Genomic DNA, 16,068 nt, shown 5'->3' on the forward strand with positions numbered 1-16,068 from the left:
GGGAGAGCACGCGCGGAATTTCCACCACCGGCGCCCCGACCGGGGCACCGGTGCTGCCGTGGGGAACCACTCAGGGGCGGAACCGGCCCCGGCGGACGGCGGCCACGAACGCCGCCCAGCCCGGCGGGCCGACGACCAGGGCCGGCCCCTGCGGAGCCTTGGAGTCGCGTATCCCCACCACGCCACGGGTGGCGGCCAGGTTGTCCGCCACCTCCATGCAGAGCCCCTGGTCGTTCGAGCGGCTGCTGGTGCGCCAGACCGCGCCCACGAGATCGTTCATGCTCGTACCTCCTGTCGCTGGGACGTGAAACGCCGGCCGCCGCCGACGCGGCCGCCGGGTGGGGGCGGCGTGGCGTGGCGACGGAATCCGGTCGATCAACGCGGCAGGAGGGTCCGCCGGTCGGACAGCAGGTGCGACCGGCGGGGCGGAACGATCAGCGGGCGGGGAGGATCCGGCCGGTCACCTCGCCCAGGGCGACGGTGGTGCCGTCCGGGCCGGGCGCGGTGGCCCGGATGGTGACGGTGTCGCCGTCCTCCAGGAAGGTGCGGGTCTCCCCGCCACCCACCTTGACCGGCTCGGCGCCGCCCCAGGTGAGCTCCAGGAACGAGCCGACCTGGCCGCGCTCCGGGCCGGAGACGGTGCCCGAGGCGTAGAGGTCACCGGTGCGCAGCGAGGCGCCGTTGACGGTGAGATGGGCCAACTGCTGGGCGGGCGTCCAGTACATGGTGGCGAAGGGCGGTTCGGCGACCCGCTCGCCGTTCCACTCGACCTCCAGGCTGAGGTCGAGGCCGAGGTGCGGGGTGTCCCGCAGGTAGTCCTGCACCGGCGGGTCCTGCTCCGGCGCCGGCACGAACGCCTCGGCGAGCGCGTCCAGCGGAGTCACCCAGGCCGAGACCGAGGTGGCGAAGGACTTGCCGAGGAACGGGCCGAGGGGCTGGTACTCCCAGGCCTGGATGTCCCGGGCGGACCAGTCGTTGACCAGCACCACGCCGAACACGTGGTCGGCGAAGTCGTCCACGGAGACCCGGTCGCCGAGCACGCTCGGCACGCCGACCACGAAGCCCACCTCGGCCTCGATGTCGAGGCGTACGGAGGGGCCGGCGGTGGGGCCCTGCGGGGTGGCGCGCTGCCCGGTGGGGCGGACCACCGGCGTACCGGAGACCACCACCGTGCCGGCCCGGCCGTGGTAGCCGATCGGCAGGTGCTTCCAGTTGGGCAGCAGCGGCGGCTGGCCGGGGCGGAAGATCTGCCCGACGTTCGACGCGTGGTGCTCGGAGGAGTAGAAGTCGACGTAGTCGGCCACCTCGATCGGCAGCAGCAGCTCGACCTCGGCCAGCGGTACCAGCAGCGGCTCGACCGCCGAGCGGTGCGCGTCGTCGGTGAGCAGCTCGACGACGCGCTGCCGCACCGCCGTCCACTGCGGACGGCCGAGGGCCATGAAGTCGTTGAGGGTGGGCCGACCCAGCGCGCCGCCGGCCAGCACCAGCTCGGCCGCCTCCGCGCCGGCCAGGTCGAACACCAGGTCGGCGACGCGTACGCCGATCCGCGGTTCGCGCCCGCCGTGCCGGAACACCCCGTACGGCAGGTTGGCCACCCCGTACGGCGAACCGTCCACGCCCGTCACCCAGCTCATCGGTCGAATCTCCCGTTCACCAGCCTCAGCCGGATCAGATCGGTCAGTGGTTCCAGGATGCTGCACGAGCCGAAGCCGACCCACACCGGACGCTCCGCGTCGCGCCAAGCCCGGGCCTGCTCGGCCAGCGGCAGCGGGTCGGTCGCGGCGAGCAGCGCGGCGACCGCGTCCACCTCGGCGCCCTCGGCGGCGGCGAGCGTGGCGGCCAGCACGTTGCCGAAGCCGTGGTGGGTGAAGCCGGTCTCCGGGTCGAGGTGGCGTGTCGCGTGGTGCAGCCCGGCGGTCAGCTTGAACGGCAGGTCGCGGTCGCGGCAGGCGCCGATCACCGCGGCCAGCTCCACCGGGGTGGGGAAGAGTTCGGCGGCCAGCCCGCCGGTACGGAACTTGGCGGCGATCGGGACGCCGTCGGCGCGAGCGGCGGCGAGGGCGTCCAGCGCGCCCATCAGCCCGAAGGTCAGCGGAATCTCCGCGTACCAGTCGAGGCCGGCGACGTCGCGCGGCCCGGCGGTGACCGCCGGCCCGGCGGTGCGGCGGGCCAGGTCGATCAGGGCGGTGAGACCCGGGAGCGGGTCTTCGCCGCGCTTGGCGACCGCCGCCTCGATCTGGCGGACCTCGATGCGCGGGTCGGCGTCGGCCCGGGCCTCGGCGAGCCGGTCGACCGGCACGTCACCGATCATGCCGACCGCGATCCGCTCGTCGGCATCGAGCAGCTCGGCCAGCTCCGGCAGCCGGGAGGCGGGGAGCAGCAGCGGGCCGACCAGGTCGGCGTACCAGGCGACGCGGTGCCCGCGGTGCGCGGCGAGCGCGTCGGGCAGCGACGCGCTGCCGGGCGGGAAGACGGCGGCGTCGTCGACGAGGCCGGCGAAGAGGCGGGGGACCTGCGTTGACACGAGACAAGAATCTACGGGACCCTACAAGGAACGGACAACAGCGTCCGATTATCGGACGCCAGCGGCCGGAGAACGGGACATAACGGGAGGCGACATGCCCTACTACCGCAGCGTTGGCGAGGTGCCCCGCAAGCGGCACACCCAGTTCCGCCAGCCCGACGGCAGCCTCTACGCCGAGGAGCTGATGGGGCAGGAGGGCTTTTCCTCCGACTCCTCCCTGCTCTACCACCGGTACGCGCCCACCGCGATCGTCGCCGCCGAGGAGTTCGCCCCGCCGGCGTTCACCCGGGTGCCGAACCTGCCGCTCAAGCCGCGCCACCTGCGTACCCACAAGCTGGACGGCTCCGGCGCCGACCCGGTGCTCGGCCGGCGCTACCTGCTGGCCAACGACGACGTCCGGATCGCGTACGTGCTGGCCGACCGGCCGTCCCCGCTCTACCGCAACGCCACCGGCGACGAGTGCCTCTACGTGGAGGCCGGCACCCTGCGGGTCGAGTCCACGTTCGGCGTGCTGGACGCGGTCGCCGGCGACTACGTGGTCATCCCCACCTCGACCATCCACCGGCTGGTGCCCACCGGCGACCAGCCGACCCGGCTGCTCACGGTGGAGGCGAACGGGCACATCGGCCCCCCGAAGCGCTACCTCTCGGTCCGCGGCCAGTTCCTGGAGCACTCGCCGTACTGCGAGCGCGACGTCCGCGGGCCGGACGCCCCGCTGCTGGTCGACGGCACCGACGTCGAGGTGCTGGTGCGGCACCGGCGCGGCTGGACGAGGTACGTCTACGCCAACCACCCGTTCGACGTGGTCGGCTGGGACGGCCACATGTACCCGTGGGCGTTCTCCATCCACGACTTCGAGCCGATCACCGGCCGGATCCACCAGCCGCCACCGGTGCACCAGACCTTCCAGGGCCCGAACTTCGTGATCTGCTCGTTCGTGCCGCGCAAGGTGGACTACCACCCGGACGCCATCCCGGTGCCGTACAACCACCACAACGTCGACTCCGACGAGATGCTCTTCTACACCGGCGGCAACTACGAGGCCCGGCGCGGCTCCGGTATCGAGCAGGGCTCGATCTCGCTGCACCCGTCCGGCTTCACCCACGGCCCGCAGCCGGGCGCGGCGGAGCGTTCCATCGGGGTGGACTTCTTCGACGAGCTGGCCGTCATGGTCGACACCTTCCGCCCGCTCGACCTCTGCGACGCCGCAACGGAGTGCGAGGACGACGGCTACGCCTGGACCTGGGCCCGCCGGGCCTGACGCTACGGCCGGACGTCACTCTCCGCCGCTGGCGGCGGCTCGACGGCCGGGCCGGCGGATGCTCCTCGTCGGGTGACGCACGGCGGGGTGCGGGGTGCGTGCGCCGCTCGTTGTCGAGGTGGACGGCAAGGGGAGGGCAGGCGGTCAGGGCGCCGTACGGGACAGGACGGTCAGCTCGGCAGCGGTGGTGACGGCGATCGCGGCGACCAGCGGCCACGGGGTGCCGACCAGCGCGTAGAGCAGGAGCAGGGCCGGCCCGGCGGCGACCGCGTAGACGGCCAGCGCCAGCGGACGGTCGGTGCGCAGCAGCGCCGGCAGGACGACACGGGTCAGCTCGGGCAGCCGCCGGGCGCGGCGCCAGACGAACAGCGCCCCGCCGAGCGCCGCCAGCGCGGCGGCGGCCCGGCTCAGGCCCTCGCCGCCGGGTGCCAGGAGGGCGATCAGCACGCTGGTCACCAGTGACCAGGCGGCCCCCTGGAACACCAGGCGTCGGAGATCGTCGGGCCTGGCCGGCGCGAGGGCCCGCCCCGGGTCGACCGGGGCCAGCGCGGCCACCTGCTCCAGCGCCTCGGCCCAGCGCCGGCGCTCCAGTCGGAGCACGCCCGGGTCGTGCCGGGCCTCGGCCAGCTCGGGGTCGAGCCGCAGCGCCTCCCGGTAGGCCCGCTCGGCCAGGTCGAACAGCTCCAGCCGGCCCGAGACCAGCGCCAGCACCAGGTGCGCCTGCGACTCGTCGGGGGCCAGCTCCACCCCGCGCCAGGCCGCGTGCAGCGCCGGCTGGCCGTTGCGCGCGTCGGCCAACAGCGCCGCGCCGCTGCGCTGGGCGTACGCGTCGGCCGGCGCAGCCGCGAGGATCCGGTCCGCGGTACGGGCCGCCTCGGCGTACTGCCCGAGGTCGGTCAGGGCGAACCCGCGGGCGACCAGGGGCGCGACCGCGTCCGGCGCGGCGGCCGACGCGGAATCGGCCGCGGCGAGTGCCTCGGCGGGGCGACCCGCCGCGAGGTGCAGCCGGGCCAGCAGGGTCAGCGCCACCGCGTCGGTCGGGCCCAGGGCGAGCGCGAAGCCCAGCTCCTCCGCGGCCTCGTCGTAGCGGCCCAGCTCGGCGAGGAGCTGCGCCCGCTGCCGGTAGCCGTCGGCGGCGGACCGGTCGGAGGTGGCGTCGCCGGTCACGGCGGGCCTAACCGGCCGGGGCGTCGTAGACGAGGGCGACGGCAATGCCGGCCAGCCCCTCGCCGCGCCCGGTGAAGCCCAGCCCGTCGGTGGTGGCGGCCGAGACGGTCACCGGGGCGCCCACCGCCTCGGAGAGCACCCGCTGCGCCTCCTCCCGGCGTGGCCCGATCTTGGGGCGGTTGCCGACCACCTGGACCGAGACGTTGCCGATCTCGAAGCCGGCGGCCCGGACCCGGCGGGCGGACTCGGTCAGCAGCGCCACGCCGGAGGCACCGGCCCACTCCGGCTGGCCCACCCCGAAGTTCGCGCCGAGGTCGCCGAGCCCGGCGGCGGAGAGCAGGGCGTTGCAGGCCGCGTGGGCGGCCACGTCGGCGTCGGAGTGGCCAGCCAGGCCATCCTGGTCCGGCCAGTGCAGGCCGGCCACCTGGCAGGGCCGGCCCGCCTCGAAGGCGTGCACGTCGACGCCGACGGCGACCCGAGGAACGATCATGACCTGAGGGTACGCGTCAGCGGCCCGAAGCCAGCAGGTGCTCGGCCAGGGCCAGGTCGAACGGGCGGGTGACCTTCAGCGCGTACTCCGAACCGGGCACGCAGAAGACCGGGACGCCCTGCTTCTCGACCAGGCCGGCGTCGTCGGTGAGCGGGTCGCCGGCCGCGGCGTGGGCGGCGGTGAGCACGTCCCGGCGGAAGCCCTGCGGGGTCTGTACGGCGCGCAACGCCGACCGGTCGACGGTGCCGAGGACGACCTCGCCGGCCCCGACCTCCTTGATCGTGTCGACCACCGGGAGCACCGGGATCACCGCGTGGTGACCGGCCCGGACCGCCGCGGCCACCGACTCGACGAGGTCGGGCGGGGTGAGCGCCCGGGCGGCGTCGTGCACCAGCACGATGCCCGGACCGGGCGGGACCGCCGCGAGGGCGGCCGCGACGGACGCCTGGCGCTCGGCCCCACCGGGCACGACCAGCACCGGCGCCACCGGCGCGAGCAGGTCACGGACGGCCACCATCTCGGTCGCCGGGGCGGCCACCACGATGGTGTGCACCGACGGCGCCGCCGCGATCCGGCGTACGGCGTGCACCAGCAGCGGCTCGCCGCCGAGCAGGCGCAGGGCCTTCGGGGCGCCCGGGCCGAGGCGTACCCCGGCACCGGCCGCAGGCACGAGGACCGCAACGTCACCGCGCGGATTGAGCTGCGCGGTCACGTCGCGGTCCTCGGGTTTCTTTGCTGCGGGGTGGGTACGAGGATGCTGTGGAAATCAGGCCTCGGTCAGGACCTTGTCGAGCAGCGTCTCCGCCTCGTCCTTGGTGCTCTTCTCGGCCAGCGCGACCTCGCCGACGAGAATGTCGCGGGCCTTGGCGAGCATGCGCTTCTCACCCGCGGACAGGCCCCGCTCCCGCTCCCGACGCCACAGGTCGCGGACGACCTCGGCGACCTTCAGCGGGTTGCCGGAGGCCAGCTTCTCCAGATTCGCCTTGTAACGCCGCGACCAGTTGGTCGGCTCCTCGGTGTGCGGTGCACGGAGCACGTCGAAGACCTTGCCCAGGCCCTCTTCGCCGACCACCTCGCGCACACCCACGATCTCGGCGTTCTCAGCGGGCACCCGGACGGTCAGGTCACCCTGCGCAACCTTCAGGACGAGGTACTGCTTGGGCTCGCCCTTGATGACCCGAGTCTCGATTGCCTCGATGAGTGCGGCCCCGTGGTGGGGGTAAACAACGGTCTCGCCGACACTGAAAACCATAGGTTCGAAACCCCTTTCGCTGTGTCTAGGGTAACACGCTCAGGCACCGATGTCTCACCGCTGTCCTGACCGTTGGCGCAGCTCAGGGGCCCTGTGAGAGGTCTTTCTTCAGCTTGACAGGCGGTCAAACCGATGGTTCGAACACGCTCCGTAAGCAACGGATGACAACCCGGTACGGGTGGTCGGAGCGTGGATGTCTCGGGCTATGCGCTCCTCCCATGGTATCCCGGCGCCGCCCGGTGCGCCCGGGTGTAGCGGGAGGAGGGGACGGTGCGGGACGCTGGAGGTCGTACCGCTGTCCGCTCGCCGCGACGCTTCCCGGGGGTCCGATGGGCATGCCTGACGCAGAGGGCCACGGCTCGTCAGACGGGCTGCCCGACCTGCCGCCGGAGTGGGGTCGGGTGGTCGTACCGGACGACGCCTCGGCGCTGGCCGACGAGGCCGAGCAGCTCCGGCGCGAGCTGCGGCGGCACAGTGCGGGCGTCCGCTGGCGCGGAGGGCTGGGCCTGACCCCCCGCCCCGACGGCCGGCCGCCCCGCGGCCTGCCCCTGCTGATCCTGCTCGTCGCCGTGCTCACCACCCTCGCCGGCCTGGCCGTGGTCACCTGGCCGCGCCCACCCCGGGGCGCCGATCGGCCCACCGTGCTGCCGTACCCGTCGGGGCCGGCCCCGCTGACCGGGCGCGCGCTGCCCGCGCTGGACCTGGTCGACGCCGGCCAGGCGCCGGTGCCGCTGCGCCGGCTGCTCCCCGCCATGATCATCCTGGTGGACGGCTGCGCCTGCGCCGAGCAGGTCGCCGCGGCGGCCGCGGCGGCGCCCGCCGGCGTCCAGGTGGTCACCGTCGCCGGCGGCCGTACGGTCGGCCCCACGCCCGCCGCCGGCGGCCCGGTACGCGCCCTCGCCGACCCGGCCGGCGGGTTGCGGGCCGCGGTGCACCTCGACGCCCGCCCCGGCGCCGCCCCCGCGCTGCTGGTGGACCGCGACGGCACGGTCGTCCGGGTGCTGCCCGAGCTGGGCGCGGCCGACGACTACCGAGCCGACCTGGCCCGGCTGGCCGGCTGACCACGTCCCGCCGCCCGGGTCAGGGCAGGGCGACCAGTTGCACCTCCGCCTCGATCGGCCCGGGACCCACGGCGGAGAGGTCGAGCCGGGTGGCCACCTCGGCGTCGGGCAGCACCAGCGAGCCGAGCTCGCCGTCACAGGCGGTCTGGCTGGTGTCGAGGTACGGCGCGTGGACCACCGCGATCAGCAGCTCGCCGTCACCGGTGCAGCGGTACTGGAGGAGGTGCCGGACGCCGTCGGGCGGCGACTCCCGACGCTCCGGCGGCTGACCGGGGACGAGGACCAACCGCTCCCGCCACATCGTGTCGGTGAACCGGGGCAGCCCGAGATCCGGGTCGCCGGGACCGTCCGGCAGCACCGTCGACTCGACGATCCGACCGTCCTGGTCGACCCGGATCCGGACGGCGGAGTCGGGACTCGCCGCCAGCACGCCGTCGAGCACGCCGGCCGGGTCGGGAGCGCCCCGGTCCGGTGACGGCGGGGTGCTGCCGGCCGCCGGGGCCGGACCGGTGGCCGGTGCGGCGGCCCGCCACCACCAGCCGCCCGCCACCAGGGCGAACAGGGCGGCCCCGGCCAGCACGCCGCCGCGCAGCCGGTCACCCGCCTCGACGCTCACCGGCGCAGCCTAACCGGCGGGGCGTTCCAGCAGTGCGGCGTAGAGGGTGAGGCCCGGGCCGAAGGCGAGCATCACGATCCGCTCCGGGAGCGGCTCCGTCCGCAGCAACCGGTCCAGGATCAGCAGCACCGTCGGGGCCGAGCAGTTGCCGTGCTCGTCGAGGACGGCCCGGGAGGCCGCGAGGGCCCCCGGTGGCAGGGCCAGCTCGCGTTCCACCACGTTGAGGATGCGCGGCCCGCCGGGGTGCACCGCCCAGCCGTCCACCTGCGCGATGCTGGTGCCGTGCCGGGCCAGCAGGTCGTCGACCAGCCCCCGGACATGGGTGGAGAGCACCTGCGGGACCTTCGGCGACAACCCCATCCGGAAGCCGGTGTCGGTGACGTCCCAGGTCATGTGGTCGGCGGTGGAGGTGTCGGTGACCGAAATGACCTCGCGCAGCGCGTACCCGCCGGGACCGCCGGGGACCAGCACGGCGGCAACCGCGGCGTCGGAGAAGAGTGCGTGCGAGACGATCTGCTGGGTGTCCATCCTGGCCGAGGCCGGCTGAATGTGCAGGCTGGTCAGCTCGGCGCAGAGCAGCAGCGCCGGCCGGCCCCGGGCGGTGACGAAGTCACCCGCAGCGCCCAGACCAGGCAGCGCGGCGTAGCAGCCCATGTGACCGACGAACATCCGCTGCGTGTCGGGAGCCATGCCCAGGTCCCGAGCGAGCAGGATGTCCAGCCCCGGCGTGGCGTACCCGGTGCAGGAGCAGACCACGAAGAGCCCGACGTCCCCGGCGGCCAGCCCGGCCGAGGTCAGCGCCCGGCCCACCGCCTCCTTGCCCAGTGGCAGCGCCTCGACCTGGTAGCGCCGCATCCGGCGCTCGGTCGGCCAGTCCGAGACGTCCTCCAGCAGCGGGTTCACCGCGGCCTGCCGGCGGGACACCCCGGAGTTGGCGAAGATCCGCTGGGCCAGCGCCCGGGTGGTGCCGGAGAAATGCCTGGCGAAGAAGCCCTCCCAGAGCTCGTCCTGCGCGACGGCCGGCGGCTGCGCCGTACCGAGCCCCGCGATCACTGGCACGGCCATGTCCCCCACCTCTCGTTCGGCACTGCACGCCCGGCGACCGTCCCCGTCCGGGGAACGGCCGACACCACCGCCCTCACCAACGAGGGGTCGATCCGTCGCGGTCCGGGTCGCCGCCCAACGCCGCGATGCCCAGCCAGTCGGCGCAGACGTCCGAGGTGGCCGGGTGCAGCGATCCGCATCGGGCGTCCCGGTAGAGCCGCTCCAGCGGATGCCCCCGCCGGGTGGCCGAGGTGCCGGCGGCCTCCAGCACCGACGCCGCCACGTCGGCTGCGGTGGTGCCGGCCAGCAGCTTCGCCCGCCAGACCCAGCGGTTGGTCTCGGCGTCCCCGGGGGCGTCGTCCACCCGCCGGGCCGCCTCCGCCACCACCAGCTGGGCCGCCGCCACCGCCGCGTCGGCCCGGCCCAACCGGGCCCGGACCGCCGGCAGGCCAGCGAGGTTGCGGGCGTTCAGGTGCTCCGCGGCGGCGTCGATCGCCGCCCGGGCCACCCCGACGTAGACGGCGGCGTAGCTGGCCACCAGCCAGTGCGGCATCAGCTGCGCGACCACCAGGGCCAGCCCCTCCACCCCGCCGAGCAGCCGGTCGGCCGGCACCGTGACGTCCAGGTGCAGGTCGTGCGAGGAGGTGGCGCGCATGCCGAGCGAGTCCCAGGTCGGCTCCACGGCCAGCCCGTCGCCGGCCGGGACCAGGAACTGGGAGACCACCGACTGGTCGGCGGCACTGCGCGCGGCCACCAGGTAGCCGTCGGGATGGCCGGCGCCGGAGCAGAACGTCTTGCTGCCCTTGATGTGCCAACCGCCGTCGACCGGTTCGTAGACCGTGCTGAGCTGGGAGAGCCGGGCTCCCGCGCCACGCTCGCTCATCGCCACGGCGTACCAGGAGCCGTCGGCCGCGGCGCGGAGCAGCCGGTCCCGGGCGGCCAGCGCCTCGTCCGGCACACCCAGCGCCTCGGCCAGCTCCTCGGTGACCGCGCCGAGCGCGCCGGTGACCGAGGCGTGCATGTTGAACACCAGCGCGGTCGCGCCGTTGCCCCGGGCCAGCTCGGTGGCGACCGCCGCGTACTCGGCGAACGTCGCGCCCGCACCGCCCAGCCCGCGGGGGACCATCAGCCCGAACAGGCCGGCCTCCCGCAGGTCAGCGAAGTCGTCGACCGGGAACGAGCCGTCCCGGTCGTGCGCCGCCGCCCGCGCGGCGAACCGCGGCGCCAACCGGCGGGCCGCCTCCAGCGCGTGCACCGTCATGTCGCCCCCTTCTCGGCGTACCCTTTACCCCGGCCCGACCCGGCTACCCGTGTCGGACCCCACGTCCCTGATAGAGCACGGCGGTGGACCGGGTGGCCCGGATCCGCGGCTCCCGGCCGGGCGTCCGGACCGGACCGGACCGGATCCGCCGGACGAGCCAGCCCAGCGTGCCGCGCAACCCCGGCCGGATGCCGCGTACCCGCAGCTCCACACCGTGCCGGGCGCACTCGGCGACCAGCTCGCGGTCGTCCACGAACAACCGTGGATCGTGGATCCCGCGCGGCACGGTCGGCAGCCGCTCGCCGATGTGGACCGCGATCAACCGGCTCAGCGCGGTGTTGTTGAGAGTGTCCAGCACCAGCAGGCCGCCCGGCCGCAGCAGCCGGCACGCCTCGGCCACCGCCCGCCGCCAGTCGGGCACGTGCTCCAGCAGCTCGCCGGCGGCGACCACGTCGGCGCAGCCGGCGGCGAGCGGCACCGCGGTGGCGTCACCGTTGACCACGGTCACCCCGTGCCTCGCGGCCTGGGCGAGCGCGGACCGGGTCAGGTCGACGCCGACGTGCCGGTAACCCTTGCCGGCCAGGTGCGGCGCGAGCAGCCCGGCGCCGCAACCGAGATCGACCAGGAGCGCGCCGGGGCGGCTCGCGGGCGGCACCAGCTCGGCCCGGGCCCGGGCCAGCCAGTGCAGCATGGCGAAGGCGCCGTCCGGCCGCCACCACTCACCGGCCAGGTCGTCGTACTGCCGGGGGTCGTTGGGGGGCAGCACGCGGCCACGGGTGGCGACCGGACCGTTCCGCATGGGACCGAGCGTGACACGACTCCCCGGTAACGACCAGACTTCTCTTATGTCGTCGACGGTGTTAGGGCTGGTCAGGGCGAGCCACCCGGAGCCGGGCGCGGCGGTCACCACGGTGGCCGGGCTGCTGGCGTGGGGGGTCGGCCACCAGCCGTCCGGTGTGGTCTCGGTGGTCGGCACCGTGCTGGCCAGCCAGCTCGCCGTCGGGTGGACCAACGACGCGCTCGACGCCGACCGGGACGCGCTCGTGGGGCGTACCGACAAGCCGGTCGCCACCGGCGCGATCGGCCGGCGCACGGTGGCGGCCGCCGCCCTGCTGGCCGCGCTCGCCACCCCGGCGATCGCGCTGACCAGCAATCCCGTCGCGGCGCTCTGGGTCACCGTCGCGCTGCTCTCGGCGCTGCTCTACGACTGGCCGCTGAAGTCCACCCCGGTCTCGGTGCTGCCGTACGCGGTCTCCTTCGGGTCGTTGCCCGCCTTCGTGGTGCTGGCCCTGCCCGGCGCGCCGGCCCCGCCGGCCTGGCTGGTCGCCGCCGCCGCCTGCCTGGGCGCCGGCGCGCACTTCGCCAACGTGCTGCCGGACCTGGCCGACGACGCGCGCACCGGGGTGCGTGGGCTGCCGCACCGGCTGGGTCCGGCCGGCAGCCGGGTGGCCGCCGCCGGGCTGCTGCTGGCGGCGACCGTCACCCTGGTCGTCGGGCCGCCCGGGCCGCCGTCGTGGGCCGGACTGTCGGCGGTCGCGGCCGCCGCCGTGGTGCCGGCCCTCGGCTGGTACGGCGGACGCGCCGCGACCCGGGCCGGCGGCCGGCCGGTGACCGCCTTCCGGGCGGTGATGCTGGTGGCCCTGATCGATGTGGTTCTGCTGGTGGCGAGCGGTCGGGTGGTCTGACCGGCACCCGGCCGGGTGGCACCCCCGGGTCGGCGTGCGGCCGTCGATCAGCCCCAACTACCCTGGAGCGCGGTCTGCGCGGGTATGACCACCCCGTGCCCGGGGTACGGCCGGGAGGGGATCGTGACGAGGAGGACCGACGTGACGCGCTCGATCAGGGGTTCCCGGCGGGCGGCCCTGCTGCTGTCCGGCATGGCGGCCGCGACCGCCCTGCTGGCGAGCGGCTGCGGGGCCGGCCAGGTGGCGGAGACCGCCCTCAAGGCGCCATCGGTCCAGGGTGTCAACGTCCAGACCCCGGACAACGCCTACAAGGTGCGCGGCCTCTACGTCGAGTACCCGGGCGACACGGGCTACGCAGCCGGTGCCAACGCCTCGGTCAACACCGTGATCTACAACGACACGCCGAACCCGGTGACGGTGACCGTCACCACGGACGGCGCGCGCGAGATCGTGCTCACCGGCACGGCCGGCTCGCCGACCGCGTCCGCCCCGGCCTCGGAGAGCGCCTCGCCGTCGGAGAGTGCCTCGCCGTCCGCCCCGGCCTCCCCGTCGGAGAGCGCCCCGGCGCCGGCCGGCGAGCCGGCGAAGAGCGAGATCCCGGCTTTCGGCTACGTCCAGCTCAACGTGCAGGGCGGCCGCCACCTGCAGCTGGTCGGCCTGAACGAGTCGCTGCGCGCCGGCCAGACGGTCAACCTGACCTTCGACTTCGGCAACGGCCGGACCATCACCACCCCGACCCCGGTCGGCGTCCCGCTGACCCCGGCCCCGCCGGCCTCGCCGATCATCCACCGCGAGGGTGGCGAGGAGGGCACCTCCGGCCACGGCGGCTGACCTCGGGGCGTACGAACCGTCGACGACACCGCCGGCGTGGTGACCGCCACGCCGGCGGTGTTTCGTCGTAGGAGGGGGTTAGCGTCCTGGGGTGACCACCTCCCGATCGACCTCTCCGCGCGGCGGCGCGGCCTCCGGCGCGTCCCGTGGTCGGGCCGTCCGCGAGCCGCGCCCGGCCTACGAGTGCGACGCCTGCGGCCACCAACCGCCCAAGTGGGTGGGGCGCTGCCCGGAGTGCGGCGAGTGGGGTTCGGTGGTCGAGTGCACGGTCACCGGGCCGATGGTCTCCGGCCGGGTGGTCAGCTCCCGGATGCCGTCCGAGCCGGCCCGGCCGATCGCCACGATCAGCGCCGCCCCGGCCCGGGCCCGGCCCACCGGGGTCAGTGAGCTCGACCGGGTGCTCGGCGGCGGCCTAGTCCCCGGCGCGGTGGTGCTGCTCGCCGGCGAGCCCGGGGTCGGGAAGTCCACGCTCCTGCTCGACGTGGCCCAGCAGTGGGCCGCCGGCGCGGGCAGCCCGTCCCTGGTGGTCAGCGGCGAGGAGTCGGTCAGCCAGGTCCGGCTGCGCGCCGAGCGGATGGGCACCCTGCACGACCAGCTCTACCTGGCCGCCGAGAGCGACCTGAGCGCGGTCCTCGGGCATCTCGACGCGGTCAAGCCGGGCCTGCTGGTGCTCGACTCGGTGCAGACCATCTCCACCACCGGCACCGAGGGGGTGCCCGGCGGGGTCACCCAGATCCGGGCGGTCACCGCCGCCCTGGTCGCGGTCGCCAAGGAACGCGGCATCGCCACCGTCCTGGTCGGCCACGTCACCAAGGACGGCCAGGTCGCCGGTCCCCGGGTGCTGGAGCACCTGGTCGACGTGGTGCTGCACTTCGAGGGCGACAAGCACTCGTCGCTGCGGATGGTCCGGGGCGTCAAGAACCGGTTCGGCGCTGCCGACGAGGTGGGCTGCTTCGAGATGCACGAGGGCGGCATCAGCAGCCTCGCCGACCCGTCCGGGCTCTTCCTGACCCGCTACTCCGAGCCGGTGCCGGGCACCTGCGTCACGGTCGCGATGGAGGGGCGCCGGGCCCTGGTCACCGAGGTGCAGGCGCTGATCGGCGCGACGGTGGCCGGCTCGCCGCGGCGGACGGTCTCCGGGCTCGACGGGGCCCGGCTGGCCATGGTGCTGGCGGTGCTCCAGCGCCGTACCGAGCGGCTGACCCTGCACGACCGGGAGGTCTTCGCGGCCACCGTGGGCGGCATCCGGGTGGTGGAGCCGGCGGCCGACCTCGCGGTGGCCCTGGCGGTCGCCTCCGGCGGGCTCAACCTCGCCGTCGCCCCGCACCTGGTGGCGATCGGCGAGGTCGGGCTGACCGGCGAGGTGCGGCGGGTGGGCGCGGTGCCCCGGCGACTGGCCGAGGCGGCCCGGCTGGGCTTCCGGGTGGCCCTCGTGCCGTCCGGCTGCGGCCCGGGCAGCACCGGGGCCGGCCCGGAGAACATGCAGGTGATGGAGGTCACCGACGTCCGCTCGGCGCTCCAGTGCGTCGCCCGCGCGTCCGCCGAGTGACGGACGGTGCGCGCGGGGCCGGACCGCCCACCGCATACCGGACACCGGCCGCCACCCCCGACAGGGCGGAGGAATCCGACGCCGTGACACATCACAGTAACCACGACAGCACCCACCGCAGGGCAGTCCGTAGACTGTGCGCGTGCCGATCGACCGCGATACCACCAAGCCTGCCGGCGCGATGCCCCACGCCCGCACCGGTGCCGTGGGTTCTCCCGCCCGTCCGATCAGCGTGAGCGTGACCGGAAGCGCCGGTGGCGCCGGCGATCCGCTGCGGGCCAACCTCGCCCTGATGGCGCCCGGCACCGCGCTCCGCGACGGGCTCGAGCGGATCCTGCGCGGCCGCACCGGCGCGCTGATCGTCCTCGGCTACGACAAGGTGGTCGACCAGATCTGCACCGGCGGCTTCCCGCTGGACGTCGAGTTCTCCGCGACCCGGGTCCGCGAACTGTGCAAGATGGACGGCGCTGTGGTGCTTTCCAGCGACGGCACCCGGATCGTCCAGGCCGGCGTGCACCTGATGCCCGACCCCTCCATCCCCACCGAGGAGTCCGGCACCCGGCACCGCACCGCCGAGCGGGTGGCCCGGCAGACCGGCTACCCGGTCATCTCGGTCAGCCAGTCGATGCGGATCATCAGCCTCTACGTGAACGGCCAGCGGCACGTGCTGGACGACTCGGCGGCGATCCTGTCCCGGGCCAACCAGGCCCTGGCCACCCTGGAGCGCTACAAGCTCCGGCTGGACGAGGTCTCCGGCACGCTCTCCGCCCTGGAGATCGAGGACCTGGTCACCGTCCGGGACGCCGTCGCGGTGGTGCAGCGGCTGGAGATGGTCCGCCGGATCGCCGACGAGATCGCGGGCTACGTGGTCGAGCTGGGCACGGACGGTCGCCTGCTCGCCCTCCAGCTCGATGAGCTGATGGCCGGCGTCGACGCCGACCGCACCCTGGTCATCCGGGACTACCTGCCCGCCGGCCGCAGGCCGCGCACCCTCGACGAGGGGCTGGTCGAGCTGGACCTGCTCGGCGCCACCGAGCTGATCGACCTGGTCGCGGTGGCCAAGGCGATCGGCTACCCGGCCGCCTCCGACGCCCTCGACGCCGCGGTCAGCCCGCGCGGGTTCCGGCTGCTGGCCAAGGTGCCCCGGCTGCCGGTGGCCATCGTCGACCGGCTGGTCGTGCACTTCGGCAGCCTGCAACGGCTGCTCGGGGCCACCGTCGAGGACCTCCAGACCGTCGAGGGGGTCGGCGACGCCCGGGCCCGGGGTGTACGGGAGGGACTCTCCCGCCTCGCCGAGGCGTCCATCCTGGAGCGCTACGTCTGACCG

Annotated in this window: 17 protein-coding genes; 6 read left to right on the plus strand and 11 right to left on the minus strand. The window is 75.0% G+C overall.

The genetic code is table 11. The features are described from left to right. Positions 1 to 70 precede the first annotated feature (70 nt). The 3 genes from ACLQ2U_RS02730 to ACLQ2U_RS02740 all read right to left on the minus strand — a co-directional run bounded on the left by ACLQ2U_RS02730 (position 71) and on the right by ACLQ2U_RS02740 (position 2,524). The gene (locus ACLQ2U_RS02730) at positions 71 to 280 is read right to left on the minus strand and encodes a DUF397 domain-containing protein (protein WP_425748915.1); all 210 of its coding nucleotides are present in this window, start codon (positions 278 to 280) and stop codon (positions 71 to 73) included. A gap of 154 nt (positions 281 to 434) precedes the next feature. Then, complete coding sequence (gene fahA, locus ACLQ2U_RS02735; protein ID WP_425748916.1) at positions 435 to 1,634, minus strand: fumarylacetoacetase; 1,200 nt, start codon at positions 1,632 to 1,634, stop codon at positions 435 to 437. Continuing rightward, complete coding sequence (locus tag ACLQ2U_RS02740; protein ID WP_425748917.1) at positions 1,631 to 2,524, minus strand: hypothetical protein; 894 nt, start codon at positions 2,522 to 2,524, stop codon at positions 1,631 to 1,633. The genes fahA and ACLQ2U_RS02740 overlap by 4 nt, the downstream gene beginning before the upstream one ends. 94 nt (positions 2,525 to 2,618) lie before the next feature. Between ACLQ2U_RS02740 and ACLQ2U_RS02745 the strand changes: the two genes are divergently transcribed. Beyond that, entirely contained in the window at positions 2,619 to 3,785 is a 1,167-nt protein-coding gene (locus ACLQ2U_RS02745) for a homogentisate 1,2-dioxygenase (protein WP_425748918.1), read from the plus strand. 144 nt (positions 3,786 to 3,929) lie between these two features. Here the strand turns inward: ACLQ2U_RS02745 and ACLQ2U_RS02750 are convergent, their stop codons facing one another. Genes ACLQ2U_RS02750 through ACLQ2U_RS02765 form a run of 4 tightly spaced genes read right to left on the minus strand, consistent with a single transcriptional unit; the run spans position 3,930 to position 6,694 of the window. Next, positions 3,930 to 4,952 carry a tetratricopeptide repeat protein gene (locus tag ACLQ2U_RS02750; protein WP_425748919.1) on the minus strand — a complete coding sequence of 341 codons (1,023 nt, stop codon included), beginning with the start codon at positions 4,950 to 4,952 and terminating at the stop codon, positions 3,930 to 3,932. 7 nt (positions 4,953 to 4,959) lie between these two features. Continuing rightward, positions 4,960 to 5,442: a 2-C-methyl-D-erythritol 2,4-cyclodiphosphate synthase gene (gene ispF / locus ACLQ2U_RS02755; RefSeq protein WP_425748920.1), complete on the minus strand. Its 483-nt coding sequence runs from the start codon at positions 5,440 to 5,442 to the stop codon at positions 4,960 to 4,962. Between the two features lie 16 nt (positions 5,443 to 5,458). Next, a complete protein-coding gene (gene ispD / locus ACLQ2U_RS02760) occupies positions 5,459 to 6,154 on the minus strand; it encodes a 2-C-methyl-D-erythritol 4-phosphate cytidylyltransferase (protein WP_425748921.1) in 696 nt (231 codons plus the stop codon). 54 nt (positions 6,155 to 6,208) lie between these two features. Continuing rightward, positions 6,209 to 6,694: a CarD family transcriptional regulator gene (locus tag ACLQ2U_RS02765; RefSeq protein WP_091626665.1), complete on the minus strand. Its 486-nt coding sequence runs from the start codon at positions 6,692 to 6,694 to the stop codon at positions 6,209 to 6,211. Positions 6,695 to 7,023: 329 nt separating this feature from the next. Here ACLQ2U_RS02765 and ACLQ2U_RS02770 point away from each other — a divergent pair, with 329 nt between their 5' ends. Next, positions 7,024 to 7,755 (plus strand): hypothetical protein, encoded by a 732-nt coding sequence (locus ACLQ2U_RS02770; protein ID WP_425748922.1) that lies wholly within the window; start codon positions 7,024 to 7,026, stop codon positions 7,753 to 7,755. A gap of 19 nt (positions 7,756 to 7,774) precedes the next feature. Here ACLQ2U_RS02770 and ACLQ2U_RS02775 read toward each other — a convergent pair whose 3' ends face one another. The 4 genes from ACLQ2U_RS02775 to ACLQ2U_RS02790 all read right to left on the minus strand — a co-directional run bounded on the left by ACLQ2U_RS02775 (position 7,775) and on the right by ACLQ2U_RS02790 (position 11,475). Continuing rightward, positions 7,775 to 8,371 (minus strand): hypothetical protein, encoded by a 597-nt coding sequence (locus tag ACLQ2U_RS02775; protein WP_425748923.1) that lies wholly within the window; start codon positions 8,369 to 8,371, stop codon positions 7,775 to 7,777. A gap of 9 nt (positions 8,372 to 8,380) precedes the next feature. Further along, a complete protein-coding gene (locus ACLQ2U_RS02780) occupies positions 8,381 to 9,436 on the minus strand; it encodes a type III polyketide synthase (protein WP_425748924.1) in 1,056 nt (351 codons plus the stop codon). Between the two features lie 73 nt (positions 9,437 to 9,509). Further along, positions 9,510 to 10,676: an acyl-CoA dehydrogenase family protein gene (locus ACLQ2U_RS02785; protein WP_425748925.1), complete on the minus strand. Its 1,167-nt coding sequence runs from the start codon at positions 10,674 to 10,676 to the stop codon at positions 9,510 to 9,512. A gap of 43 nt (positions 10,677 to 10,719) precedes the next feature. Beyond that, a complete protein-coding gene (locus tag ACLQ2U_RS02790) occupies positions 10,720 to 11,475 on the minus strand; it encodes a methyltransferase domain-containing protein (protein WP_425748926.1) in 756 nt (251 codons plus the stop codon). Between ACLQ2U_RS02790 and ACLQ2U_RS02795 the strand changes: the two genes are divergently transcribed. The 4 genes from ACLQ2U_RS02795 to disA all read left to right on the plus strand — a co-directional run bounded on the left by ACLQ2U_RS02795 (position 11,474) and on the right by disA (position 16,065). Beyond that, the gene (locus ACLQ2U_RS02795) at positions 11,474 to 12,361 is read left to right on the plus strand and encodes a UbiA family prenyltransferase (protein WP_425748927.1); all 888 of its coding nucleotides are present in this window, start codon (positions 11,474 to 11,476) and stop codon (positions 12,359 to 12,361) included. The two genes, ACLQ2U_RS02790 and ACLQ2U_RS02795, sit on opposite strands and share 2 nt — an antisense overlap. A 141-nt stretch (positions 12,362 to 12,502) precedes the next feature. Next, complete coding sequence (locus ACLQ2U_RS02800) at positions 12,503 to 13,192, plus strand: hypothetical protein (protein WP_425748928.1); 690 nt, start codon at positions 12,503 to 12,505, stop codon at positions 13,190 to 13,192. Positions 13,193 to 13,283: 91 nt separating this feature from the next. Beyond that, positions 13,284 to 14,741, plus strand: a complete 1,458-nt coding sequence (gene radA / locus ACLQ2U_RS02805) for a DNA repair protein RadA (RefSeq protein ID WP_425748929.1) — start codon at positions 13,284 to 13,286, stop codon at positions 14,739 to 14,741. A gap of 142 nt (positions 14,742 to 14,883) precedes the next feature. Beyond that, positions 14,884 to 16,065 (plus strand): DNA integrity scanning diadenylate cyclase DisA, encoded by a 1,182-nt coding sequence (disA, locus tag ACLQ2U_RS02810; protein WP_425748930.1) that lies wholly within the window; start codon positions 14,884 to 14,886, stop codon positions 16,063 to 16,065. The last annotated feature ends 3 nt before the right edge of the window (positions 16,066 to 16,068 follow it).

The organism is Micromonospora sp. DT47, assembly GCF_049844475.1.
Lineage (GTDB): Bacteria > Actinomycetota > Actinomycetes > Mycobacteriales > Micromonosporaceae > Micromonospora.